Raw genomic sequence first — 23,721 nt, 5'->3', positions numbered from 1 at the left:
GCGCCACACGCGGATGACGTGCACCAGCAACACCCGCCATGTCGCCGCGGCCTCGATCGAGTGCCGGACCCGCCCACCTCGGCCAGCGCGAACGCGGACCGGGACCGTCAGCTTGGCTTGGGTTCGCCTGGCGGGTTCGCGGGATGAGCGTCTCCCAGGTGACGTTGGCCCGTCGAACGATGGGGGCAGGATCGCTGATCGCGGTGGCGATGATCGCGAGTTCACCGCAGACGGTCCTCAACGGTGGCATCCCGACGACGTATGCCCGGACCGGGGTCCTCGGTGTGCCGCTGTCGTTCCTGATCGTGACGGTGGTACTGGCGTGGCTGTCGGTCGGCTCCCTCGCAGTGTCGCGGCATGTCCAGCACGGTGCACCGTTCTACGCGCAGCTGGCGCTGGGGTTCGGACCTTCGTGGGGTCTGGTCGGCGCGGGTATCGCGCAGGTCGGCTACAACAGTCTGGGAATCTCGCTGTTCCCGCTGTTCGGTACGAGCGTGGCCAGCCTGGTCGGCGTGACCGCCGATACATGGTGGATCTGGGCGCTGCCGGCGTGGGCCATTGTGTTGTTCCTCGGGCAGTATCCGGGCGCGGCGAACGCCAAGTTGCTGGGTGTGCTGCTGGCCTGCGAGGTCGCGATCGTGTTGGCCTTCGACATCGCAGCGTTCGTCAACCCCGCCGAGGGCACCACGATCAGCCTGGACGGGTTCGCGCCGTCGAGTCTGTTGGTCGCCGGCGGCGGCGCCGGAGTCATGGTGTTCGCCGGGGCGGCGAACGCCGGCGCTGAAGGGCTACCTGCCCATGGAGAGGAGGCCCGCACGTGGCGTGACGTCGTGGTCGCCTCGTTGGTCGGGTACGTGCTGCTGGGCATCCTGTACGCGCTCAGCGGGTGGGCGTACAGGACCGTGGTCGGGGCCGCTGGTTTGGCGACCGCCGAGCAGGATCCGGCGAAGGCACCGATGGCAATCCTCGCCGCGGTGTGGGGGCCGGGGTTCGGCTTGTTCGGAAACTTCCTGGTGCTCACCAGCGTGACCGCCGCGATGTTGGCGTTCCACGGCTACAGCGCCCGCTACACCTTCGCGCTGGGCCGGGAGCGCGTCATACCCAAGGTATTCGCGACGGTCACCCCAGGCCGCAACGGTGGAGCGCCGAAGGCGGGATCGTTCACCCAGGCGGCGATCTCCGCCGTCGTCCTGGCCATGTTCGTGATCGGCGGCGCGGCCCCGATGGAGACCATGTTCGTCTGGTTGTCCACGATCGGCGCGGTCTGTGTGCTGGTCTTGCTCACCATGTCGTCGTTCGCGGCGGTGAACTTTTTCGCCAGGGGTGAAGGCGGCGGCGAGCCGTGGGTGGTGCGGCAGTTCCTGCCGTTCAGCGGCGGCGTCATCGGCATCCTCGCACTGGTGTTCATGTTGTCGACCCTGAACACGCTGCTCGGCCTGCCGCCCGGCTCAGGACGGGCATGGTTGGTCGGGGGCCTGCTGGTGGGTGCCGTGCTGGGTACCGCAGGCGTGGTCGGACGGCGGATGAAACGCCGACGGCCGGCCGACTACGACCAGTTGGGCCGGGGCACCCCGGATCCGGTCATGGTCCGGGACGCCCGTCATCGCGGGTTGCAGCTGTGACCGCGATGGCCGACCGAGGATTTCTACACCCGCAGCAGCAGGCCGTACCGCGCCGTCCGGACCTGTCCGAGATTGCGGATCTGACGGAGCGCTCCCGCGTTTTGGGCTACCAGTTCGACCTGCTGCGTACCGGGGTCACCCGGATGCAGTCGCTGAACGTCGGGCACGCGCAGACGGCATGGACCCGGCGCCGCCGCGACCCGATCGCAGCGCACGTGCTGGCGTTGTTGTTCGCCCAACCGAACCCGGACTTCGTCGCGCCGCCGCCGGAGCGTCAGCTCTCGGGCAGTGACTGGCGGACCGTGTCCGGCGACGAATGGACCGGGGCTTGGCAGGTGAGGGTGGCCACCCGGATCTGGACCGCCGGGCCGGAGAACGCCGACCTCGGACAGTTGCTGTTCCGCCTGGAGCAGCATGTCAACGACAACCGGCAGGTCGACGGCTGGACCCTGCGTGAGCAGTTGACGGACAGCATGGACCCCGGACTGCATGCCGACGCGGTCTGGGTCGGGCTGGCCGTGTCCAGCCTCAATACGAGGACCGGCTCCTTCGCCCAGGTCTGCGATACCGCCCGTGACGGGGCGTACGTGCCCGGCGTGATCCGGCTGGTCGTCAACGTCGTGCCGGAAACGTACAGGCCGCACCTCGCCTTGGTCGTCGGTGACCGCCGCGGCCTGGACGAGTACGGCACCAAGACCGTGCACAGCACCCACGGGCTGTCCGGCAACGGCTTCAACAGCCCGTTCCCCTACGGCCGCGCCACTGCGGATCAGCTGTCCGGCGATCCCTGGCACGAGGTTGCTTTGCGTCGCATGCTCGGCCTCGACACCGCCCTACGCTCGGCGTATCACTTCGCGCGGCCGGCCGGGCGGCCCGCGTACGGCACGGTCTGGCGGGAGGCCGCACACGCCGCCGGGTGGCGGCCGTCATGATCCCGCTACGGCCTCGACCGCCGTTCAGCCTCCACGACGCGAACACTGTCACCTCCGCCGCCGCGCTGGCTCAGCACTACGCCGACCTCAACGCTTACTACACCTGGACCCGGTACTACAACCTGGCCTATCCCGGCTTCGACGACATCAGCCACGCGGAACTCGCGCCGTTGCTCACCGGCCAACTGCTGAACAACATCGGCGACCCCTACGACGGCGGTCACGGTCACGACCACACCAAAGACCACGAGCAGGAGGTGGTGAACTACCTCGCCGACTTGTTCCATGCCCCTGCTAGCCGTTGGGGGTATGTCACCGGCGGGACCAGCGAAGGCACCGACCACGCCCTGCACGATGCCCGGCTCGCGTTCCCCGATGAAACGCCGGTGGTGTTCGCGTCCTGCGCCGCGCACTACTCCGTCGGCAAGGCCGTCAACCGGCACCGGCTCACCCTGGTGCAGATCTGCACCGACGAGACCGGCCGGATGGACATCGGTGACCTGCGCGCCCAGCTCGGCCGGTTCCGGCACCGGCCCGCGGTCGTGGTCGCGACCGTCGGCACCACCCTCACCGAGGCGTATGACGACGTCGCCGACATCGCGAATGTCTGCGACAGCCTCGCCATCAGTCGCCGGCGGATCCACGTCGACGCGGCCCTGTCCGCACTACCACTCGCGCTGCTGGCCGACCACGACCGGCCCGCGGTCGACTTCCGCGCCGGGGCCACCAGCATCGTCACATCCGGTCATAAGTTCCTGAGCACGTTGACCCCGTGCGCGGCCCTGATCTATGCCCAGCCGCCGAACGCCGCCCGGACCCCGGCCGTGCCGTACACCGGGACCCGGGACACGACCATCAGCGGGTCACGGTCAGGGCACACCCCGTTGCTGCTGTTCTCGTCGCTGGCCAGCCGGGGCACCGCCGGGCACCGTCTGCGCGCGGAGAAGTCCCGGGAGATCGCGGCCGACATCGTCGAGAAGCTGCGCTGCGCCGGGTGGCCCGCCGAGCGCGGCCCACACGGTTTCACCGTGGTCTTTGACCAGCCGCCGCAGACGGTCCTCGACAAATGGGTCCTAGGCCCGGATGGCCGCCGGGTGCGCATCGTCTGCAAGCCCAACACCGACCCGGCCGCGATCGACGAGCTGATCCACGACCTCAAGGCAGCTGCGAACGGTGCCCGTGTCATCCCGGTGCCGCGGCCGCGGCACCGGCCGCCGGTCGGGCTGATCGCCGCGGAGGTGACCGCATGAATGCTCCATCCGCGTGGGTCACCGAGCAGCTCAACGCCCAGGTTGACCTGTTCCCGGGTGCCTTGACCGGGCACCTGATACCGGTGTGGACGGGCGACGCAGTCACCGAGTGGCCGGCGGTCCAGCTGGCCCGGCAGCCCGGTTGGATGCCTTTGTTCACCGGCCCGCATCCGGACACCGGCGTGCACTGCTCCCACCGGGGTCTCACCCGTGGGGCGAGCCGCCGCCCGATCTCCGCGACAGACCCGAAGTGTCTGCGGTCGGGGCGGCACGAAGGGGGTGTGCCGCTGTGTCAGTTCCCCCGTACCGCGGCGGCGCACCCCCGCCATACAGAGGGTTATGCGATGGAGGGCACCGTGCAGACGAACCGGGCGTTCGAAAGCAAACCGACCGCGTCCGCGGATCGCCTCCGCGCGGCGGCGCCCACCGTGGTCGCTGTGCGACACCGACGCGACACCGCACCCGTCCGGGCAGGCTGGTGCCGGACATGACCCCGGTAACAAGATCGGCCGCGTTGGATACCGGCGTCCCGCACCCGGCCCGGATCTACGACTACTGGCTCGGCGGCAAGGACAACTTCGCCCCCGACCGGGCCGTCGGCGAGCAGATCATCAAAGCCGTGCCGACCGTCGCGATGATGGTCCGGGCGAACCGGTCCTGGATGCTGCGCACCATCCGATACCTGGTCCGCGAGGCGGGGATCCGCCAGTTCCTGGACATCGGCACCGGCATCCCCACGGCACCGAACCTGCACCAGGCAGCCCAAAAAATCGCCCCCGCATGCCGGGTGCTGTACCTCGACAACGACCCGATCGTCCTCACCCATGCCCGTGCGCTACTGCCCAGCACGCCGCAGGGCCACTGCGAATACCTCGACGCCGATGTCCGCGACATCTCCCGCGTCCTGACCAGTCCGGAGTTGGCCGCCACCATCGACCCGTCTAAGCCGGTCGGGATCATGTGCGCCTCGGTGCTCATGCTGCTGGCCGACGCCGACGACCCGTGGGGACTCATGGCGAGACTGCGGGACTGGGCACCACCGGGCAGTCACCTGGCCATCAGCCACCCCACCGCCGACCCCAACCCCGACGCGATGGCCGCGGTGGTCGCCACGACCGCCAAGGTCGGGATCACCTTCGTTCCCCGCACGCACGAGCAGGTCGCCCGGATGTTCGGCGACTGGGAGCTGATCGGGCCTGGCTTGGTTCCTGTGTTGGCCTGGCGCCCCGACGAGCCGCCGGAGGACCCGAACGCCGCGTACTACTGGGCCGGCGCCGCCCGCAAGCCTGACGAAGCCGACGGTGGGCAACCGTCCGCGACCGGGGTGTCGCCATGATGACCATCACCGTCGACCGGCGCCGGACCGGCCACGTACGCGAGGGCCTCGGCCCGCATGACCTCGGCCGCATCCCTCAGGGATTCTGCAGGGTCTTCGCCGACTTCGTGCTCGTCGACCCCGGCACCACGATCGTCAACCACCGGCAGCTCGAACGTGGCGCACCCCACCCCCAGCCGGAACAGGTCTCCGGGTACGGCGCCGTCGCCGAGATCGCCGCTCCGGGAGAAGGGCGCCGTCGTGTCGCCCAGCCCAGCCCGAGCCCGGCGGTGGTCGCGGTGACCCGGCCACCGGTCCTCGTCGCGCGGATCGCCGACAGCACCGATGTGCCAGCTGGGGCGGCCTTGCTCAGCAGAGTGTGCCTTGCCCGTGGCCCTCAGGGTCGGCTGCCGGGCAGCGCCACCGCCATGAGCGTGCCGGGGTTCTGTGACATCGTCACTACCACCCTGGCCCGCGGCCGCGTCGACCTGATCACCACCGACGGCACCGTCACCGGTGTCTCCTGCTGGATCGGCCACCCGGCGCACGGGCACGACCTCACACCGTCGGCCATACCCGCGCTGGCCCGTGGCAGCGGCGACGACGACCCGCTCCACCGGCTGAGCATGCTCGGTGTGCCCGCCGGCGAACCGCACCAGCACCTGGCCTGCCTCGCCGCCTGGCCCGGACACGGCGCCCGCAGCATCACCCAGCACCTCCTGCGCCGCCAGCAGATCATCGCCGACCGCGACCGGCACACCCTCTACACCGAAATCCACGACGACTTCAACACGGTGCCCGACGTGCACGGATCAGCCTGGCTACCGCCGTACTGCCACACCCAGGTTCACCTGATCCCGTGCCGCGGGCTCCGCGCCACCGCCAGCGCAATGTGGGTCTCCCAGCATCTTGGGGGTGCCCGGTGAGCACCGACCCGCACCCCGGCACGCCGGACAGGCTCGTGGCCCTGTGGCGCAATCTGGTGCTCCGCAGCCCGGGATGGGCCGCCGGACAGCTGCGCGAGTTCCTCGACAGCTCCCACCGGCCCGCTGGTCCGATCGCCGCCGACCTGCAAGTCCTCGTGGCCGAGGCCCTGCACCGCAACCATGCCCTCGTCGACGCATTCGACGCCAGCGTGGAGGCGGCGCGCACAGCGGCCGACCTGGAGCCACCTGACTGGCAGCGGCTGACCACTGCTCTGATCATCCACACCGACATCGTGGTGTGCGCCGGCGATGACCGAGCGGTCGCCGCGGCCACCGACGCACTCACCTTGGTCGCGGACCTCGACGAGCCCGACCCTGACCGGCACGCACTCGCCCGAGCCCTGCACGCCGTGGCCGTCTACCACCACGAGGACGGCGAAGAGGGCCACCGCGAACTCGCGCTGATACGGGCCACCTCCGCCGACACGCCGATCGGCGCGGTGCTGGCCGCGGCCGGCGTGGCGATGGCCGACGGTCTACAGGGATCCGGACCGCACCAACGGCCGGCAGGGACGCCACCGCCGCTACGCGGCGGCGTCCTACAACCGCATCTCGATGCCCCTGCCACCGATGAGCTGGCCTACCGCGTTCGGGCCTGGCCCGCCAACCGCCCTGCCGGCTATGCCGCCGACCCAGGGCCGAGGCAGCCATGAACATGTCTCAGCCGCCGTTGCCGGTGACCGGCGCCGCCGCGGTGAACCCGACCGGTGCACTGGCGGCCGCGGCAGGGCACCGGTGGTGCGGGGCCGTGGTGTCGCTGTTACGACACCCATACACCGCGCCCGCCGACCTGGGCCTGGCCGGCATCGTGCTGGCGTCTCTGACCCGCCAGCCCACCGATCCGTTGGCGCTGGCCTGGGCCGTCTACGCGGTGCGTGCCACCCGCGAGCTGTGCGATCCGGACGACACGCGGCGGCGGACCGCCGTTACCGTCCTGGCCCGGCTCATGCAGGACCGCGGGCGCGGTGACGCACCCGCCTGGCAGGAAGAACGCAACACCGTCGCCGGGCCGACAGGGTTGACCGCATCCCGGTTCGCGCTGGTACGAGCCCTGCACGACCGGGGCCTCTGCGAGCCTGCGCTACGGGAGGCGCACGCCGCCCTGCACGAGTGGACCGGCCGCGACCGCGGCCGGTCCGCGATCGGCGGTATCTTCCTGCTGTCGACCGTGAGGGTCCTCGACGTGTGCGGCCGTATCGATGAGGCCCGTGCGTTGCTCGACGACCGGCGCCGGATACCCGACGGTGATCGGCTACGGCCGGTGGTCGCCGCTTTGGCGAAAGGACTGCTCGGCGATCCCCTCACGATCGTTGACCACCGCAACATCTGCACCTGGACCCCCGCCCCGACCGGCCGGCCACGGCGGCACAGCTACGGGCAGGTGCAGCGGATGTTCCTCGACCTGTTCACCGACGATCCCCCGACGCGGGCACCGCTATGGCCGCCGGGCGGTGCCCGCCCCACCCGGTCCAGGCCCACGCCCGAGGCAGGCGCCCCGAGCCAGCCGCCGGGCCGGGCCGGTCCGGGCCACCCGCACTGGCGGTCGCCGCCCGGCCCTGCATTGAGTACGCGCCGGCCCGGCTCAGCCTCACGCTGACAACCGTCCACCCGAGGACATCCGGTGACGCCAGGGCTTGTCACGTTGGCAAGGCACGCCCGGCGTTTCCTCCGCACACCCCCGGCCGACCCGCAACACGCGGTGGCCTGACCCGCACCCGGGCATCGCCGCACCGGGCGCGGGCTCCCCGACCGTCTCCAGCTCCGGCACGTCGAGCCAGCCCACCGAATCACTCCACGGAGATACCCGCAGATGAGCCAGCCGTACAGCCACGACCGCCAGCACCCACCGACCAGGGCACCGTGCAGGACGCGCCGGGTACCCCAGTCGGCAACCATCACCCCGCTCGCCGCGATGCTTCCCCTCGCCCGGGCAATGGTCGACACCCACGCCTACGTCAAGGCGGCACGGTTGCTGCGCACCTGCACACCCGACGTCGACGCGAACACCCCGCCCAACGTCGAGCTCGCCGCGGCAGCCACCCTGCTGACCGCCATCGCGGAGGCCGACCTGCCCACGATGCGGTACGCCTACGACACCTCCCGGCATCTGCACGGCTATACCCACCCCGACACGATGAACGCCGGATGCGCGTACGCCGAGGCCTTGGCCGATCTGGGCGACGCAGCCGCACTCGACACCTACCGGGCGCTGATCGACGGCTACTGCGCCGCCGCCGAGGCCGAGAACGCGCCGCCGCCTGATCCCGCAGTCTCTTACGCCGTCTGTCTGGCCCGCACCGGGTATGCGCAGTGTCTCGCCGCAGCCGGTCGGCGCGACGACTCGTCGACCGAAGCCGGTCTCGCCATCGCCGAGCTGCGTCACGCTGTCGGTGACCACCGTTCACCGTTCAACGTCGGATCCCGGTTGCTGGCTCTGGCGCTGAGGATGCACGCCGTCGACGAGCGAACACGCCAGCGCGGCGGAGCCGCATATCTGCAGTGTCTCGCACCAGCGCTCGAGGGACTCCACGGCTGGGAACTCTTGGAGCAACTCGCCATCATCCGCCACGCGGCGTCCGCACCCGTCGTCGGATCCGCCGCCCGGCCGCCGCTCGCCGACCACGCCAGCACGGTGACACAGCGATGACGGATCCGAACACCAGCCCCACGCCGGCCGTGACGCCCCCGCCGCGGTGGCTCACGTCCCACGCGTGGGCGGTCATCGCCGTCCTGGACCGGGCAGTCGAGCAGGACCCCGCCTACAGCAACCAGATCTGCGAGGCCACCGGATTGGGCCAAGGCACCGTGCATCCCATCCTCACGCACCTCGTCGACGCCGGGTGGGCCGAGTCCTGGACGCATCCAGCGCATCAGGACGGCCTTCCGGGGCAACCGCGGCGGCCCGGCGGCCCGCCACGGCGTTACTACCGGCTCACCGAAGCCGGTCGGACCGCCGTGGACGAGCTAGCGCCGCAACCCGCTGCGCCGGTCGGCGCAGCCGGTGGCGGACGACCGGGCGTGGCCGGCCCACCGGACGTGCCGGTGTTCCGCGGCGGCATGACGAAACGGGTGGTGCCATGACCGCCGATCGCGAGGCGTTGGTGTTCCGTCGGCGTCGAGCCCGGAGGGCGGTGGAACTCGTTGTGGCGGTGGACGTGTCCGCTCTGCTGGCATGCCTGGCCGGCCCTCTGATCCTCATGCCCGGGCCGGTGGACTATCCCGCCTACCGGTGGCTGGCCGGCATCGCCGCCATCATGGTGGCTGCGCTCACCGCGCTGTTCGTGCTGCCCCTCGCGCTGGGTCGGGGCACAGTGGTGGTCCTCACCCCGGACGGAATCGACAGTGGCCTGCCCATTCCGGGACATATACCGTGGTCGGCCGTTGTCAGCCTCCGCGCCGTCTGCCGTCTCGAGGGCCGGCAGGTCCTGCTCACCCGGGCCGACGGTACCGCTGTGACGTTGTACGCGCCGTGGGGACCGGGGTGGCTGCCGGACCCGACGTTCGAGCGGGAGATGGCCGAGCTTCGAAACTGGGCCGCCCGATACGGCGCCGTGGTCGAACCGGACGTTCAGGACCGGCGGCGGCCGGCAGCGGTCATCGCGGTGGCCGTCGCCTCGGTGCTGGCCACCGCCGGAGTGCGGGCGGCCGAACGCGAAGTGATCTGGCCGTGGACACCGACCGCCTCCCACGTGACAGCTGCCTGCCCGGCGCTGCAGGCCGCAGGGCTGGACCGGGTCTGGCCGGCGAACACCCGCACCAGGGACCGCAACGAGCTAGACCGGCACGAGCTCGGCGAGTCCTCGTACTGCGGGTGGGTGCACCGCGCCCGGGACGCGCCCTACATTCGACTCTCCGCAGTGGTCCGCCGACACGACGCCTTCGCAGGGTTCAGCGCGATAAACATGGCGATCCGCGGCTACACCACCGACCGCACCGTGCAGACCTTCGCTGAGCCGGTACGAGATCTGGGCGATGACGCGGTCATGAGCTCGGCAGACGACGCGTTCATGACCTCGTCAGCCGATCAGGTGCTGGTGGTCGCTCGCCGAGCCAACGTCACGGTATCCGTGGACGTGAGCATGACCCCGCAAGACCCGGCACGGGCTGAGACGGCCGCCCAAGGCCTGACCGCGGCGATCATCGCCGGTATCGGCCTGGGTGACCAGGACAAGACGATGAGCCAGGGCAGCAAGCCCGGCAAGCCAACCGATGAACCGCTCGTGCGGACAACTACCCGCTGATCCCCCATTTTGGAGGTTACTTCCCGTGCTCAGCACCACCCCACTGGCATCCGAGACCACCACGCAAGCGAGCCTGCCTCCGCCAGGGACACCGTTTCACCGGATGGGCCGGACGACCCGGTGGTGGCGGCCCGTGGTGGGCACGATCGCCGTGCTGACCGGTACGGGCATTGTCATCACCGCACCGACGCTGATCGTCGAGGCGACCCGCCCGCAGCTGCTGGACGCGCCCCTCGCCGCGCTCATCCTGAGCCTCGCGGAGATCTGTCTGGCGCTGCCGTTGGTCCTGGCCATCACTCGGTGGATCGGTGCCCGGCCGGCCGGGACCCTGGCTTCGGTCGCCGGCCGTCTGCGGTGGCGGTGGTTGGGCCTGTGCCTGCTGATCGCCGTACCCGCCACGCTGGTGATCGTCATCGGGTCGCTCGTGCTGACCATCGCCACCCACTCGGCCGCACCGTCAGCCGCCAGTACCCCGGTGATATCCGTGACAGCGGGCACACTGATCGCCCTGGCTGTCTGCCTGCCCGTCGTCGTCGCGCTCACCGTGGTGCAGTCCGCCGCGGAGGAGTACGTCACCCGCGGCTGGCTCCTCCAAGCGATCGGCGGCTTCAGCCGCAGCCCATGGCCCGCGATCACCGGCCAAGCCGGCGTCTTCGCCGTGCTGCACGGCCTCGACGGCACCGTCTGGGGATACGCCGACCTGACCCTCTACGCCATCATCGTCGGCTGGCTCGCCGTGTCCACCGGCGGCCTCGAAGCCGGCATCGCCTTGCACGTCGCCTGGAACACCACCCTTGCCATCCCTACCTGCATCGTGCTGGCCCTCACCGACGTCGACCTCGACACCCAAGCCAACGTGTCCGGCGCGCCGTGGCAGACCCTCGTCGTGCACCTGGCCGGCGTCACCGGCTACGTCCTCACCGTCACGCTCATCGCCCGGCGTCGCGGCCGCCAAGCCAGCCGAGCCGGGACTGGCCCGAACCGTCACCGCCGGGTCGACGTCACCGTGCCCGACCCGACGCGGGCACAGCGATGACGCGCGCCGAGCCCGCAGCTATACCGGCCCGCGGCTCGGCCCCGTCCCACCGCATCTGGGCCACACCGGCAGGACAACGCCGGCGGAACGACATCGACGTCCCCCGAGCACGCCCGCTACGGATCGGTGCTCACCTCGAGAGGGCCACGGTGCGGGTGCCGGGCCTGCTTGTCACAGCGATCGCAGCGACCGTGACGGTCTGCGTCTGCGCTTCGCTGCTTGCCACCCCGAGGGACGACCTGATCCTGACCATCATCGTGATCACGGTGGCTGTCGAGGCCGTCGCCGGCGTCGCCGACCGGGCCCCTGCTCGCGGGCGGGCAGCCCTCCCTGCCGGCACGGCACCGCCCACCACCGTTGACGATCCGGTGCCCGAGCGTCACGCCGATCTGCCCAACCTCTCCCCCCGCTGCGCTGCGCAGACCAGCAGAGCATCCGGCACCGCGCAGCCGTCCCGCGAGAGCCCGGACCCGCACGACGTCATCAACGGTGTCCAAGGCCTGATGCGCTACCACCAATTTGTCCGCGCCCGCGCCCTGATTCACCAGCAGCTGGAACCGCTGTGTGCCGGCGATACGCCCGCGGACCCGCCGACGGTCGTGCGTGCCACACGTACCGCCGTGCGGTGTGACCCGCGGGGTTTCGACCCGGCCACCCGGGCGTGGGCCTGGCGCTACTACCGGCACGCCACCCGCCGACACGGACCGGGCCACCCGATGAGCGTGGACGCCGCCCGGCGGCTGGTCGTCATCCTGCGCGCCGGCGGGCAGGCTGCCCAGCTGGCGGCGTTCTACCGGGAAGCCGGCGACGACTACGACGCCTTCGGTATGTGCGGTGAGGCGCTACGTGTCCGGATCTCGGCGGCGCAGGTCCTGCACCAGATGGGCCGCTGCGCGACGGCCCAGCACCAGCTCGACCACAGCATCAGGCAGTGGCACGACACCACCGGCGCCGCTCGTGGGGACGTGGCCCTCGTGCTGGCAATGCTGCACCTGCCGATCGTGTGCGGGCATCCCCGCCAGGCCAGGCGCATGCTCCGCCGGCTGCCCGCCCTGCCGGCACCACGAGCCGCAGTGCCCGAGCTGCTGCTCGGCTTCCACCGCGGCATCACCGACCATCGTGGCAATGCTGGGCACCGCAGGGTGTGCACCATAGCCGCATCCAGCACGGACACGGTCAACGAACGCCGCCTGTTCTTCGCAGAGCTTCGTGCCGCCGTGGCCGGCCACCCGCTCGTCGAGCTGGTCGACGACGACTACCTCGGCCATGCCGCAACACGGCTCAGCGCCCGCGAGCGCATCGCCGTGCGCACCGGCAGCGTTGCCCTGCGAACATCGACCCTGGCCAGGAAGTTCCACCGTGGTGTGGCCGAGGTGGCGCGGATCGTGCACGCCGCCGCCGACACCGGGCAGTCACGGCTGATCATCGCCCGTCCTCGCGTGCACGCAGGCAACCGCGTGTCCGCTAAGAGCAGTCCACACTGTGCTTGTCTCGGCCGGTCCGGGACCGACGCGGACCCGCAGCAGGTCCGTCCGGTCCTCGAGGACAGCCGCTGATGAGCCGCACGGGCATCAACGCGGGACAGGTCGACCCGGCCGGCACCGAACCCGGGCCGGCCGACGCCCGGGTCTTCGACGCGCTCACCCGCGGGGACGACAACATCAGTGCCGATCGCGAGGTCGCCAGCCGTCTGGAGGCCGCTGACCCGCGGGTGTACTGGTGGGCGGTCGCGCACTGGCACTTTCGTCGCCAGGCGATGATCGCGCTGGCCGACGCCGGGTTCCGGCAGTGGATCGACCTGGGGTGCGGGCTGCCCAACGCCGCGTCCGCCTACGACCTGCTCGCCACCGACCCGGCTCTCGGTGGCGGCCGGCTGGTCTGCGTCGACAACGACCCGATCGTCATCACCCACCTGCAGCACCGGCCACCACCGGCCACCGGGCTGCACGTCGCCGCCGTGCTTGGCGATCTCCGCGACCCTGATCAGGTCATGGCGGACATCGTCCGCCTCGACGTCGTCGACCTGGGCGAGCCGGTCGCGGTCCTGCTCACCGCAGTCCTGCACCACCTCGACGATCCCGCCGCCGGGCGCCTGCTCGCGGTGCTGCGCGACTACGTGGTGGCCGGCTCGGTGCTGGTGGTTTCGCATCCGAGTAGTCCACCGCTGATCAGCCCACCGCTGCGCGCCGCCGCCGCGCACTACCAGCGCGCCACCGGTGCGCACTGGACGCTGCGGGCCATCAGCACCGCACCGGACCTGCTCGGTCCCTGGTGGATCCCGCACCCGCCTGGGATCACACCTGTCGGCCGTTGGCATCCCGCCAGCGCGGACCCCAACCCTGGCGACGACCAAGACCCGCCCGAGCTGGAAGCGCTGCGGGCCGCACCTGGCTGGGCGGTACTCGCCGCCGCCTGCTCACCACCGCAGGCCACCAACGATGCGGCCTCCGTTCCGGCTGAGCACTACGCCACCTCCGACATCCGTCCCTGAGTGACCACCCAACAGAAAAAGGACACCCCCCCTTGACCGCCCCGAGCCCCGCCCGTCCGAGCAGCCACCATCGGACTCAAGGCCAACCCGAGCACCCGGCAGCCACGCCGATCAGTGCCCCTACCACCGGCCCAAGCCTCCCCGCCGGCGCACCCGCTCCACCACCCGCGCGGTGGGCGAAGCCCAGCGCCGCTGCCGCCGTCGTGTTGATACTCGGCGTACCCGGCTGCGCGGCTACCGACGCCATACCAGCAACCGGAACACTGTCCACGCCCGTCTCCGCGCCGCCGTCCTCGCTCGTTTGTCCCCGCCCGGACATCGCCCCAGCCGGGACCCCGCCGGCACGACCGTCCACCGGCACCACCCGCGTGCAATACCCCGGCGGCGCGGCGCCCGCTCGACCGCACCTGCGGGACATCCTGCGACGGGTGACCTCAGGCCCGGCCGACCCGGCCCGCTGCGGCCGGTACGACTACGTCCATGTCCGCGGGTGGACCGCCGACGGCACTATCGGCCCGGACGGGCAGGCCACCAACCAGATCACCGTGTCGGACGACCGCCGATGGGCCGGCGACGACGGCTCCGCGCGGGTCGTCAGCATCCGCCGCGAGGACCCGGCCGCCCCGCCGGCCACCAGCAGCAACACCTACCCACCCGGCCAACTACCGACCCCACTTGCCGGACCGTTAGACACCGACCCCGGCACCCTGGCCACCACGATCAACACCGTGTATCCGCGGTCGAAGGGCGGCCAGTCCGGTATTCGGGCCGCGGCCGAGATCTACACCTGGCACCTCCCGTCCCGGGACCAGCGCGCCGCCATCGTCAAGATCCTCGCCGACCGGCACCTGATCTGGCGGGGCACCGCCGTCGACCGCCAAGGCCGGCCCGGCGTCGCGGTCAGCGCCGACAGCGACCGCGGCACCATCAGGGACCTGCTCATCCTCGACCCGCACAGCGGTGCGGTCCTCGCCTACGAACAGCTCGCCCTGCGCAACCCGGGCCTGCTCAACGGCCCGGTCCCGCCGGTCCTGACCTACCGGATCTATCTCGACCACCACCGCCAGGACGACGCCTCATGACCGCGCCGACCGAGCCCGACACGCTGACCGCTGTCAACGCCGAGCCGGCCCGAGAAGACCCGGCTCACGACAGGAATCACGACCCGTCCATGACCGACGCACCACAGAGCAACGCGTTCCGGATGCACCTTCGCACCGCCCACGGCGCAACGGCTCACAGCGCCGTGCCGATACTCGTCCGAGCGTTCATCCGCACACCGCTGGCACGCTGGCTATTTCCGACCGTCGGCGAACGCGGCAACGGCCTTCGCACGGTGTTCGCCCGGCTGATCGACGACACAGCTGGCAACGGCTCCGTGGTGCTCGCCTACCAAGGCCGCACGCCGGTCGGTGCGGCGCTATGGAGGACCTGCCCCGCGCGGGACGAGACCGACCCGGCAGCTCCCGCCTTCACGCTCGACGACCCCGGCAGCGCGCGGCTGACGGAGCTCGCCGACCGGCACGCGCACGGCCATCCGCCCGAGCCGCACGAATGTCTACTGGCGCTGGCCGTGGTCCCCGGCCGCGAATGGCAGGGCATCGCCGGCACTCTGCTGGCCAGCACAACGACACGGCCGGGCACGTCCCGTTTCGTGCTCACCCCCGGCCTGGTCCGGGATCTGCTGCACCAGCTGGGATACCAGCCCTGCGGTGAGGAGATCACCCTGCCGGACGACGGCCCGACTCTTCATCCCTTCTGGCTTGCAGTGCCGGCCCTGCAGCCGAAGGAGACGAAACGGTGAGCCCCGACCCCGTCCTGCCAGGCCGGGTGCTGATCGTCTGCATACCGTGCCGAATCGTCGTGGTCCTCGGCGACCGTCAGGAAGCCACCACCGGCGGCACCGAGGTCATCACCGTTGCCGGCCGGCCCGCCTGGCAGCATCAGGAGACGAATGCGGCGCTGTGGCGGTTCATCACCGACCACGGCGACCATCGCGCCGCGACTGTCGTCGAAGGCGACACCCATTTCGGGGACGGCACACCGGTCCCGGGCGACCTGCGCCTTGTCGAACTCAGCGCCGCGGCCCGGTACAAGGCGCCCGATGACCTCACTGTCAGCGACTACGTCCGAGGCTGGCCCGAGCGGCCGCAGCACCCCGTCGTGGTAGGGCCGCGCCGCTACACCGCCCTGTACCCGCAGCCCGAGCCGCCTCCCATAGCGGGAGTCGTCGACAAGCGGGCCACCCTGCGGCCAGGAATACCGGCGGCCCCGACCGTCCGTCGGCCGCTGTACGTTCCCGGCTGGATACGCCCTACCTGGCTGGACTACTTCTTGCACTACAGCTACAGCCTGGACTGTTGGGTGTTGGCCGCGGTCACCACCGTCGGCGACATCGCCCGGCTTGTCGACCTCGACCACCACGGTCACCTCGACGAATGGGCTGCCAACACCGCTCAGGACTGGGCCCGCCAGCTGTTGGAAGCCGGCATCGACGAGGACGACCTGCGCCCTGCCGGTGTCACCGAATGGCGTCCGGTCGTCTACGACGACACACCAGGCTGGGCGCCGCTGTTCGACACCACCGACCCCCGCCGACTGCTGTGGACCGATCTTGCTGCCGCTACCGGCTCACGCCATCAGCCACGGCACACAGGCCCGGCCGGCCTTGCCAGGATCGTCGACCCGGCCACGGCGGGCAGCCGATGACCACGCATGAACCCTCGACGACCGGGTTCGCGGTCGACCGGCGTTTGCGCACCGTGCACCTGACCGCTGTCTGCGCCTCCTCCACCGCCGCGAGCCGGGTCCTCGCCCGCCACCGCTGTGCCACCGTAACCGTGTCCTGCCGAGCGGAGGTGCTGCGATGACGCGCGCCGAGACAGCAGCAGACCTCAAGCTCCGCCACGACCGGGGCGAACAGGCCACGAACCCACCGGAGCACATCACGCCGTACCCGACCGCGCTGCCGGAGCACAGCGCGGGCGCGTTCCCACCGCCAGCGGGGCCGTCCGGGGCCAGCCACGAGGAGACCCGGCGGCTGCCGGACCTGACCCCCAACGTGCCTCCGATCAGGCGCCGCCGCTGGCTTACGCGGGCTGCCAACATCCGCCGGCTCGCAGCTGACTCGTGGCCGGCCGACCGAGCCACACCGGCCGGATGTCCGCGCGGGTTGCCGGGCGCCCTGATGGAGGTCCGCCGCCGTTGGCTGCCAGGCCCGCCGGTCGGGTGGCCGTCATGACGGGTCGACACCACCGGCCTGCCGCTACAGTGTCCGGACGTCCCGACACCTGCCACCGCGACAACCCCGCCGCCGACCGCAACGCCGACGATCGGTACGCCAGGGACCTTCCCGCGCTGCGGGCCGCGGTGTCGACGATGCCAGTCTCGGCCGCGCGGCTGCTGCAAAACCTGCTGGGTGCCCGCGGGTCAACCATGGCCGCCCATGGCGTCGACCTGATGATCCTGCTCGCAGAGGCGTTCCTACGCTACCGGGATGCCGCTGCGGCGCTGGAGACGGCCGGGCATGCGGTGCACGCCGCGGAAACGCTGCACCCAGTCGACGATCGGCGCAGGCTGTGCGCACAGGGGGTCGCCGCTGACATCACGCTGTACACCGGCGGGCCGGCCGTGGACGCCTACAACGAGTACCTGCACCAGCTGACGGCCGCCGGCGACTGGGCCGGCGACGCTCTGCCAACCGTCTACGCCAGAGCCGGGCTCGCGGTCGCCGTCTGCCGGGACATCGACCGCGACCACGGTCTGCACCTGCTCACCCACATCTGCGAATGGTCGTCGGACGCGCTGGGCCGCGACCATGCCGTGACCGAGGCGCTCGTGGCAGGGTTCACCGCCTTGCGCGTCGGATGTTCCGCGTGCGGGTCGCGGCCGCACGGCTCAAGGGCGTCTGACCACGCGGTCCCGCTGGCGCCGCTGCCGGGCGGGCTCCTGCAGCCCGACCTCATCAACCCTGATCGTGGCTATCTCGCCGCCCGAGTCCACGACTGCCCGCGGGAATCGCGGTGACGCAACCACAGAAACGCAGCGCTGATGTCGAGTCGCACGACACCCGGCGTCCCGCCCAACCGGTCGCCCCCGTAGCGGTGACTGACCGAGCCACACCCCCGCCAGCCCGCCCGAGCCGACCCCGCGCCGGCGCTGCTCATCCACGACTCACGAAAGGACCCGCTGATGCCGAACCTGGTCATCGCGACCATCAACCACGAGGCTGGCGGCTACCACGACGGCACGTTCGACATGCAACCCCTGAAACAGACCTTCACCGGCCTTGACACCCCGCCCGCGGTCATCCTGTTCTGCGAGGCCAAGCACTACCGCCGACACCAGCACCAAGGGTTACGCTTGGCCGAGAGAGCCCTCACCGAGGTTCTCGGCGCCCCCTACGCCGGGCTGCTCGGCACCAGCCAGCAAGGCCCCATCCCACCCGCGATCTTCTACAACACCGACCTGGTGACGAACCTGAACTGGCCCGGTGACGACCCACACGACCCCGACGTCTTCGCCGACCAAAGCAATGTCGGACGGTTCCGGGCCAACACGACCGGCGCTGAGTTCGGCGCGTGGGTTGCCCACTTCAACGCCCGCAGCGCCGTCGCACGCCTGGACGAGGCGAAGCTGCTCGACCGCTACGGCAGAGACCCGCTCCCGTTCATCGGCGGCGGCGACCTGAATTCCACCGCTAGCGGCCCGCATTTCCCGCAACGCGACTGGCGGGCCGCGAACCACGGCCGTTGGATCGGCGGGTCGGTGGCGCAGTGGATCGAGGAGTTGACCGGGGCTGTGCTGGAGCACGACGCGTCCGGCTTCATGTTCATCGAACCCGGCGGCGCCACGCAGGACCTGACCACTCTCGGCAGTTGGGCGGCTGAGATCGCTCCAGCCGTCCGTGAAACCGTCGCCAAGGCGCTGGCCGCCTGAACGCTGTTCTGGCAGGACGTCTCGGCGAGGTACGCATCGTCAAGGTCGGCAATCGCGCAAAAGTCGGCATGCAGGCCGACGAGTTTCGCTCTCCGTTCGCCGATGGCGGCCGCTCGCCGGACGATGGACGAGCGGCGCGAAACGCACCACCACGTCCCGGCAGTGCTAGCGGCGACTTGGGCGCCGGGCCCGCGATTGGCCCGGCGCCCACTACGGGTCAGTACTCAGTAGTTCGGCAGCCGCCACACCATGGACCTGGCCGAGGTGCAGGGCAACTGGACGAGTCCGGTGTTGGACGCCGATGAACCGCCCGCCGGCACGATGCACTTTCCGGAGTGCACCGCCATGAGGGTGAAGGTCTTGTCGGTCCCGGCGATGCTCACCGGGGTGAGCTGCCACTTCTGGTTGTCGCCGCCGTGGCAGGTCCATTGGTGGATGGCGGCGTTGTCGGCGGTCGAGATCTCGGAGACGTCCACGCACTTACCGGCGGCCGTGCCGATCGTGTATTGGCCGCTGGTCCCGGCGACGGGGATGAAGGCGAAGGACTGGTTGCCGCCGCCGTTACACGTCCACTGGATCAGCTTGACGCCGTCCTCCGTCCCGCCAGCCGGCACGTCCATGCAGTTGCCGCCGTTCTGGTTCACGGCGGTCGAGGTGAAGGTCCGCGGGCCGGGCGGGTTGGGGTCGGGTCCGCCGGTCGCCGGGTAGAGGGTCAGGGCATAGGCGTCGTCGGCGTTGCTCCACGGCACGGTGAGGCTGGCGGCGTTGTTGCTCACCGCGATGCTCCGGTCCGACACCACAACCCGGCCGGACGATGCACCGCCGTTACCCTGCGGGACGCGCTCGAGCACTGCCCGGATCGCGCCGCCGGCCACCAGGCCGGTGGTGTCGAGCCGGTTGAGGTTGACGGTGATGTCCCCGGTGACACCGTGGTTGCCGAGCAGCACCGCGGCCCGGCCGTTGTCCTTGGTGGCGTACCCGTCGATGAGGTTGCCCCGGGTGACGGCCACGGTGGTGCCGGTCATGGCGGCGTAGGACTGGTAGGCAAACCAGTCGCCACGCGGCTGGTAACCGGATCCGTTGCGGACCAACAGCGAGGCGAGGTTGTCGTGCAGGCCCTGCTGGGAGCCCCAGTTGGCGCGTAGCCCGTCGATGCCGGCACGTTCCATCCGGGCGATGTACCAGGCGGAGCGGCCGGGGGTCTGTTCCTCGGGGGTGCCGTACTCGTTGATCTGGTACTGCCGCAGTGCCAGACCACGCGATGACAACAGTTGGTCGGCGTAGGTCTTGTTGATGGCTGGGTCGACGCCGGTGTTGAGCGAGTGCCAGCTGATGACGTCCGGGACCACGTTGTTGGCCTTGGCGAAGTCTAGGAACCGCGCCCACCAGCCGTTGTCCGGGGCCGGCTGGTACGCCGTGCTCGGCCCCACGATGACCGCGTTCGGGAACGCGGCCCGGATGCGCTGGAAGGCCCGGCGCCACATCTGCAGGTACTGGTCCTGGCTGCGGCCCCAGAACGATCCCCAGTCCGGCTCGTTCCAGATGTCCCACTGCGGGTTCATCCCGCTGGCCTGCGCGTCGGCGATCAGCCGTTCGAGGAACCGGTCGAAATTGGACCAGTCACCGTTGTCGCCGGGGAACGTGGGACTGGTCGTGCCGTCGGCTCCCCACAGGTCGTGCGGCAGGATGACGAACGTGCCGCCCAGCGCGACGGTCCGCCGGTACTGCGCCAGGGTGGACCGCCACCTGCGGTCGTAGCGGCCTGCTACCCAGCCGCCCGGGATGTCAAGTTGGGCCCCGCCGGCCCGGACGAACCGCAGCTTGATGTCGGTGATGAAGCGGTCCGGCGGCCCGGAACCGTCCTCGGTCAGGCCGTAGATGATGCCCGACGCCCGGTAGGTCGGCGCACCCGAGGTGCTGGCGAAGTTCACCGACACGGTGTCCTGCGCCGCCAACGCAGGCGTGGCGGGCGCCATGACGACCAGCGACACGCCAACCGCGACAGCCGACAACGATGCCGACCACCGGCGTCCAGGTCTGCGCTCAGGCGCCTTGATGCTCAGTTCTTTCATCCCAACCTCCAAGTTGGCGGACCAGTCAGGCCGCCCGCCGGGAGGCGGGATCGGCCGAGGGTTCCGGCCGCATGAGACGGCCTTCAGGCTGATGGCTTGCCTCGGGGAAGGCCGAAACATACGCCGAAACCATCGGCATTCCTCGATCGAACCGATTCGGCTACAGGGTAGAGACGCCACGGGCTGCCGGTCAATGCCGACGACCCTAGGCACAAGCAGGAACCGCCAGATCCGCCTGGCTGTGCGCGGGGAGTTGGACTCAGATGCCGTGAACTGACAACCGGCCACGGCTGTTGACACATCGAACCGATTCGATCAATGATGAGAGGCTGATCTTGAAAACGATTTCGGGCTAGGCCTTGGAGGATGCCCGTGAGACTCTTAGTGAAGACGCTCCTCCGGACCGTCGTGTTCAGCGTGATCGTGTCGACGGCCGGGGTCGGCTGGGCAGCACCCGGGCAGGCCGACGACCTGGCCCGCGCCGGCACGCCGTCCGCGTCGTATACCTCGCCGTGGGAAAGTGCCGCGGCGCTCAACGACGGCCTCCGCGCCTGATCGACCAGGCGCGGATTGTCTGGGTAGACCCATCAGAACCTCCCACCCTGGGAGAACAGCGCGCCGACCGGTTGGCGTCTGTGCACTCTGTCTTGCTCTCCGTGGATTGCCATGGGGGTGATGGTGTGTTCCACGAGCGCGTCGATGCTGGAGATGTGTGGCACCGGGGCGGGGGTGACCGCGTCGAGCGCGATCGGCAGTTCGGTGCATGCGGCGATGAGCGGGATGTCGGCATCATGGGTGAGCCCTTCGTGGGCTGGTCGCTCTTCAGGCTTTGCGCCGGTACGGCACGATCGCGGGCGCGGCGACGGCGCTGGGATACACGGCATCCGCGGTGTCACAGCAACTGGCGGGTCTGGAGCGCGACACGGGTGTCACCCTGGTCGATCGGGGGCCGCGGAGCGCGATCGTCAACGCGGCGGGCACGGAGTTCCTCAGCGCCGCAGGCGATGTGCTGCAGATGCTGGACAGCGCGCGGGCACGGGCGGCCGCCGCGGTGGGCAGGATCAGCGGACGGGTGGTTGTCGCGGCGATCCCGTCGGTCGCGCCGGCGGTCGCCGCCGCCCTGGCCCGCCTGCGCCGGGAGGAACCTCTCCTGGACATCGCCCTGGTGCAGTCTTCCGCCCCGCGTGCGGAACGCAGTCTGATCGAAGGCGTCGTCGGCATCGCCGTGGTCGACGACTGGGGAACGAGGCCGGCCGTCGTGGACGCCCGGCTGAGTTCCGAGTCCTGCTTCGCCGAGCCGATCGTGCTCGCCGCCCACCGTGATGTCGTCGCCGGCGCCGGCGATGACTGGCTGTCGATGCTGAGTGAGTGCCTTCCCCACGTGCCGCTGCTGTGCGCGACTGAGGGGAACTACTCCCGGGAGTTCGCGGACGGCTGGCTGGCACGCCGCGGCCTGAGCCCACGGACGCGGTGGGAGTTCGACGGGCTGGACATGCTCGCCGAACTCGTCGCCCTCGCACACGGCGTGGCGTTCCTGCCGGCGAGCGTTGTCCGGCGATATCCGGCGACGGTGCAAGCCGCACTCCCCGCGCCGTCCACCCGCACCGTGAACTGCCTGCGGCGCCGCGACGCGGACGGCCCGCGTTCCGCGATCATTCGTTGCGCTCAGACCTTGACGGCCGAACTCGCGTCCACGGCCGGAAGCAGACTTTTCTAGAGCGTGGACGGTGCGGTCGTGCCGCCGAGCGGCAGCGGACCGAGGCCCAGTTTCCGGTGATCCCAGGACCGGGTGCGTTCCACGTCGAGGCGTACGGCGACGCGCTTGTGCAGCATGAACTCCACCAGCGGGCGGACCTCGTCGTTGTACGGGCCGTGATAGCGCTCCCAGATGTTCACGCCGACCTGCCACAGCGCCGCCGGGTCATCGACGATGGTGGCGTGGCCTTCGAGCGAGACGCCGCGTAGGGCGTCGTAGGTGAGGCCGTCCTCGACGAGCACGGTGGCCCTCGGGTCGCGGCGGAGGTTGCGCGCCTTCTGCGCCTTGGCCTTGGTTTCGAACCAGATGGTGCCGTCGAAGCAGGCGAACCACATCGCGACCGCGTGGGGATGGCCGGTCGGGCCGAGGGTGACCAGCGTGGCAGTGCGCTGGCCGGTCAGGAAGGCGGTCGCTTCGTCGGAGGTCATGGCGACCTGGGATCGCTGGTTGATGCCCACTCTCTGCTCATTTCGCCGTGGTGGGGGTGCTCCCGGACGCCGGCGGGCCGGCAAGGATCGCGGTCACGACGTCGAGAAGATCGTCGACGATGTCCTGCCGTGACCACTTGTCGTTGTCGGCGGACATCAGGGCGCGGGTGCGCTCCACGTCGCCGAGCACGTCGAGGGTGATGCTCATGGCCTGAGTCAGGCGGAACCCGAGCGTCCGCGGTGCCGTGCCGGGTGTCAGCCGGCCGAGCAGGCGAACGAACTCGGCGTTGCGGTCGAGGAACGTCGTGGAGATCTCCGCGAGGCCGCCGGGCCCGCTGCGGAGCAGACCGCCGAGCAGCCGCAGCCAGTGCTCGCCCCCCGATTCCAGCACGACGACGACCGGCCGCACCAGCGCGCCGGCCAGGTCGTGGAATCCGATCACGTCGGCGTCGGCGAGGCCCTTGACGATCGTGTCTCGCTCGGCGGTCACCTGGTCGATCCGGCTGCGCACCACGGCGGCGAGCAGGGCCTGCTTGGAACCGAAGTGGTAGTGGACCGCGGCGACATTCGTGCCGGCCTGCTGCATCACCGCTCGCAGCGAAACTGCACCGACGCCGTGCTCGGCGAACAGCCGCTCCGCGGCGGCCAGCAGAC

General features: G+C 70.6%; 24 protein-coding genes. 21 read left to right on the top strand and 3 right to left on the bottom strand.

Annotation, left to right across the window (positions count from 1 at the left end; all coding sequences use genetic code 11):
* Positions 1-143: 143 nt before the first annotated feature.
* The 19 genes from DMB66_RS32740 to DMB66_RS62850 all read left to right on the top strand — a co-directional run bounded on the left by DMB66_RS32740 (position 144) and on the right by DMB66_RS62850 (position 18,811).
* Positions 144-1,622: an APC family permease gene (locus DMB66_RS32740; RefSeq protein WP_158647455.1), complete on the top strand. Its 1,479-nt coding sequence runs from the start codon at positions 144-146 to the stop codon at positions 1,620-1,622.
* The gene (locus tag DMB66_RS32735) at positions 1,619-2,554 is read left to right on the top strand and encodes a hypothetical protein (protein ID WP_125807986.1); all 936 of its coding nucleotides are present in this window, start codon (positions 1,619-1,621) and stop codon (positions 2,552-2,554) included. Before DMB66_RS32740 ends, DMB66_RS32735 begins: the two co-directional genes overlap by 4 nt.
* Positions 2,551-3,804, top strand: a complete 1,254-nt coding sequence (locus DMB66_RS32730) for a pyridoxal-dependent decarboxylase (protein WP_125807985.1) — start codon at positions 2,551-2,553, stop codon at positions 3,802-3,804. The genes DMB66_RS32735 and DMB66_RS32730 overlap by 4 nt, the downstream gene beginning before the upstream one ends.
* Positions 3,805-4,291: 487 nt before the next feature.
* Entirely contained in the window at positions 4,292-5,140 is an 849-nt protein-coding gene (locus DMB66_RS32725) for an SAM-dependent methyltransferase (RefSeq protein WP_125807984.1), read from the top strand.
* On the top strand, positions 5,137-6,045 hold the full coding sequence (locus DMB66_RS32720; protein ID WP_125807983.1) for a hypothetical protein: 909 nt from the start codon (positions 5,137-5,139) through the stop codon (positions 6,043-6,045). Before DMB66_RS32725 ends, DMB66_RS32720 begins: the two co-directional genes overlap by 4 nt.
* A complete protein-coding gene (locus DMB66_RS32715; RefSeq protein ID WP_125807982.1) occupies positions 6,042-6,758 on the top strand; it encodes a hypothetical protein in 717 nt (238 codons plus the stop codon). The genes DMB66_RS32720 and DMB66_RS32715 overlap by 4 nt, the downstream gene beginning before the upstream one ends.
* Positions 6,755-7,702: a hypothetical protein gene (locus tag DMB66_RS32710; protein ID WP_125807981.1), complete on the top strand. Its 948-nt coding sequence runs from the start codon at positions 6,755-6,757 to the stop codon at positions 7,700-7,702. The genes DMB66_RS32715 and DMB66_RS32710 overlap by 4 nt, the downstream gene beginning before the upstream one ends.
* 213 nt (positions 7,703-7,915) lie before the next feature.
* Entirely contained in the window at positions 7,916-8,752 is an 837-nt protein-coding gene (locus DMB66_RS32705) for a hypothetical protein (protein WP_125807980.1), read from the top strand.
* Positions 8,749-9,186: a helix-turn-helix domain-containing protein gene (locus DMB66_RS32700; RefSeq protein ID WP_125807979.1), complete on the top strand. Its 438-nt coding sequence runs from the start codon at positions 8,749-8,751 to the stop codon at positions 9,184-9,186. Before DMB66_RS32705 ends, DMB66_RS32700 begins: the two co-directional genes overlap by 4 nt.
* 50 nt (positions 9,187-9,236) lie before the next feature.
* Positions 9,237-10,346, top strand: a complete 1,110-nt coding sequence (locus DMB66_RS32695) for a hypothetical protein (RefSeq protein ID WP_125807978.1) — start codon at positions 9,237-9,239, stop codon at positions 10,344-10,346.
* Between the two features lie 103 nt (positions 10,347-10,449).
* Positions 10,450-11,382 carry a CPBP family intramembrane glutamic endopeptidase gene (locus DMB66_RS32690; RefSeq protein ID WP_158647454.1) on the top strand — a complete coding sequence of 311 codons (933 nt, stop codon included), beginning with the start codon at positions 10,450-10,452 and terminating at the stop codon, positions 11,380-11,382.
* A 191-nt stretch (positions 11,383-11,573) separates the two neighbouring features.
* Entirely contained in the window at positions 11,574-12,938 is a 1,365-nt protein-coding gene (locus DMB66_RS32685; protein WP_125807976.1) for a hypothetical protein, read from the top strand.
* Entirely contained in the window at positions 12,938-13,873 is a 936-nt protein-coding gene (locus DMB66_RS32680; RefSeq protein WP_125807975.1) for an SAM-dependent methyltransferase, read from the top strand. Before DMB66_RS32685 ends, DMB66_RS32680 begins: the two co-directional genes overlap by 1 nt.
* 428 nt (positions 13,874-14,301) lie before the next feature.
* A complete protein-coding gene (locus DMB66_RS32670; protein ID WP_125807974.1) occupies positions 14,302-14,955 on the top strand; it encodes a hypothetical protein in 654 nt (217 codons plus the stop codon).
* Positions 14,952-15,677 (top strand): hypothetical protein, encoded by a 726-nt coding sequence (locus tag DMB66_RS32665; RefSeq protein ID WP_125807973.1) that lies wholly within the window; start codon positions 14,952-14,954, stop codon positions 15,675-15,677. Before DMB66_RS32670 ends, DMB66_RS32665 begins: the two co-directional genes overlap by 4 nt.
* A complete protein-coding gene (locus DMB66_RS32660; RefSeq protein ID WP_125807972.1) occupies positions 15,674-16,582 on the top strand; it encodes a hypothetical protein in 909 nt (302 codons plus the stop codon). The genes DMB66_RS32665 and DMB66_RS32660 overlap by 4 nt, the downstream gene beginning before the upstream one ends.
* Before the next feature lie 157 nt (positions 16,583-16,739).
* The gene (locus DMB66_RS32655) at positions 16,740-17,114 is read left to right on the top strand and encodes a hypothetical protein (protein ID WP_125807971.1); all 375 of its coding nucleotides are present in this window, start codon (positions 16,740-16,742) and stop codon (positions 17,112-17,114) included.
* 29 nt (positions 17,115-17,143) lie between these two features.
* Positions 17,144-17,899 (top strand): hypothetical protein, encoded by a 756-nt coding sequence (locus tag DMB66_RS32650; protein WP_125807970.1) that lies wholly within the window; start codon positions 17,144-17,146, stop codon positions 17,897-17,899.
* Between the two features lie 165 nt (positions 17,900-18,064).
* Positions 18,065-18,811, top strand: a complete 747-nt coding sequence (locus tag DMB66_RS62850; RefSeq protein ID WP_199752752.1) for a hypothetical protein — start codon at positions 18,065-18,067, stop codon at positions 18,809-18,811.
* 224 nt (positions 18,812-19,035) lie between these two features.
* Here the strand turns inward: DMB66_RS62850 and DMB66_RS32640 are convergent, their stop codons facing one another.
* Entirely contained in the window at positions 19,036-20,802 is a 1,767-nt protein-coding gene (locus tag DMB66_RS32640; protein ID WP_158647453.1) for a ricin-type beta-trefoil lectin domain protein, read from the bottom strand.
* Between the two features lie 453 nt (positions 20,803-21,255).
* On the opposite strand from DMB66_RS32640, the gene DMB66_RS32635 reads away from it, so the two are divergent.
* Together DMB66_RS32635 and DMB66_RS32630 are read left to right on the top strand one after the other, a co-directional pair.
* Positions 21,256-21,438 (top strand): hypothetical protein, encoded by a 183-nt coding sequence (locus tag DMB66_RS32635; RefSeq protein ID WP_125807968.1) that lies wholly within the window; start codon positions 21,256-21,258, stop codon positions 21,436-21,438.
* A gap of 256 nt (positions 21,439-21,694) precedes the next feature.
* Positions 21,695-22,600 (top strand): LysR family transcriptional regulator, encoded by a 906-nt coding sequence (locus tag DMB66_RS32630; RefSeq protein ID WP_255441074.1) that lies wholly within the window; start codon positions 21,695-21,697, stop codon positions 22,598-22,600.
* Here the strand turns inward: DMB66_RS32630 and DMB66_RS32625 are convergent.
* Positions 22,597-23,097 (bottom strand): pyridoxamine 5'-phosphate oxidase family protein, encoded by a 501-nt coding sequence (locus DMB66_RS32625; RefSeq protein ID WP_199752751.1) that lies wholly within the window; start codon positions 23,095-23,097, stop codon positions 22,597-22,599. The two genes, DMB66_RS32630 and DMB66_RS32625, sit on opposite strands and share 4 nt — an antisense overlap.
* Positions 23,098-23,104: 7 nt before the next feature.
* Positions 23,105-23,721: TetR/AcrR family transcriptional regulator (locus DMB66_RS32620; protein ID WP_148112783.1), on the bottom strand; the 617-nt coding region annotated here is incomplete at its 5' end.

The sequence above is a fragment of the Actinoplanes sp. ATCC 53533 genome (assembly GCF_003947245.1).
The sequence above is the reverse complement of the archived record's forward strand: the minus strand, read 5'-3'. Positions and strand labels throughout refer to the sequence as shown.

Bases quoted from the DNA above. Each gene is read 5' to 3' on its own strand.
- DMB66_RS32740 (WP_158647455.1), top strand. From the start codon at position 144: ATGAGCGTCTCCCAGGTGACGTTGGCCCGTCGAACGATGGGGGCAGGA.
- DMB66_RS32730 (WP_125807985.1), top strand. From the start codon at position 2,551: ATGATCCCGCTACGGCCTCGACCGCCGTTCAGCCTCCACGACGCGAAC.
- DMB66_RS32725 (WP_125807984.1), top strand. From the start codon at position 4,292: ATGACCCCGGTAACAAGATCGGCCGCGTTGGATACCGGCGTCCCGCAC.
- DMB66_RS32720 (WP_125807983.1), top strand. From the start codon at position 5,137: ATGATGACCATCACCGTCGACCGGCGCCGGACCGGCCACGTACGCGAG.
- DMB66_RS32710 (WP_125807981.1), top strand. From the start codon at position 6,755: ATGAACATGTCTCAGCCGCCGTTGCCGGTGACCGGCGCCGCCGCGGTG.
- DMB66_RS32705 (WP_125807980.1), top strand. From the start codon at position 7,916: ATGAGCCAGCCGTACAGCCACGACCGCCAGCACCCACCGACCAGGGCA.
- DMB66_RS32700 (WP_125807979.1), top strand. From the start codon at position 8,749: ATGACGGATCCGAACACCAGCCCCACGCCGGCCGTGACGCCCCCGCCG.
- DMB66_RS32690 (WP_158647454.1), top strand. From the start codon at position 10,450: ATGGGCCGGACGACCCGGTGGTGGCGGCCCGTGGTGGGCACGATCGCC.
- DMB66_RS32680 (WP_125807975.1), top strand. From the start codon at position 12,938: ATGAGCCGCACGGGCATCAACGCGGGACAGGTCGACCCGGCCGGCACC.
- DMB66_RS32665 (WP_125807973.1), top strand. From the start codon at position 14,952: ATGACCGCGCCGACCGAGCCCGACACGCTGACCGCTGTCAACGCCGAG.
- DMB66_RS32655 (WP_125807971.1), top strand. From the start codon at position 16,740: ATGACGCGCGCCGAGACAGCAGCAGACCTCAAGCTCCGCCACGACCGG.
- DMB66_RS62850 (WP_199752752.1), top strand. From the start codon at position 18,065: ATGCCGAACCTGGTCATCGCGACCATCAACCACGAGGCTGGCGGCTAC.